This is a genomic window from Micromonospora craterilacus, assembly GCF_003236315.1.
In the GTDB taxonomy this organism is placed as follows: domain Bacteria; phylum Actinomycetota; class Actinomycetes; order Mycobacteriales; family Micromonosporaceae; genus Micromonospora; species Micromonospora craterilacus.
This window is the reverse complement of record NZ_POTY01000559.1, coordinates 1-457: the sequence shown is the minus strand read 5'-3', so window position 1 is coordinate 457 and position 457 is coordinate 1. Positions and strand designations below refer to the sequence as shown.

The 457-nt window shown below is 70.2% G+C and carries 1 protein-coding gene; it reads right to left on the bottom strand.

What is annotated here, in order from left to right:
- Positions 1-156: 156 nt before the first annotated feature.
- The coding region (locus C1I95_RS34420) for a Mur ligase family protein (RefSeq protein ID WP_267900739.1) at positions 157-457 on the bottom strand (301 nt) is incomplete at its 5' end.

Genomic DNA, 457 nt, shown 5'->3' with positions numbered 1-457 from the left:
GAAGGGGCCCGGCAGCGGCGACCTGGCGTGCACGCGCACGCCGTCGGGGCCGAGCACGGTGAACGTCGAGTCCATGGGGCCGATCTGGACGTCCTGGGCGCGCCAGTCGGCGTCGGGGTGGCCCTCGGCGGAGAAGGTGACGACCGGCACGGTCGCCTAGCGCGCGAGGCGGCGGCCGTAGTCGTCGTCCACGTTGACCACGCCGAGTTTGCTGCGCCGCGGCGTGAAGAGCTGTGCCTTGGCCCGGAAGTAGTCCTCCATGTCGGAGTGGAACTCCATGTGTTCCGGGCTGAGGTTGGTGAAGACGGCGATGTCGAAGACGCAGCCGTCGACCCGGCCGAGGACCAGGGCGTGGCTGGAGACCTCCATGGCGACCGCCTCGACGCCGTCTTCGCGCATGACGGCGAACAGGGCCTGCAGGTCGGTGGCTTCGGGGGTGGTGCGCTCGGACTTGATC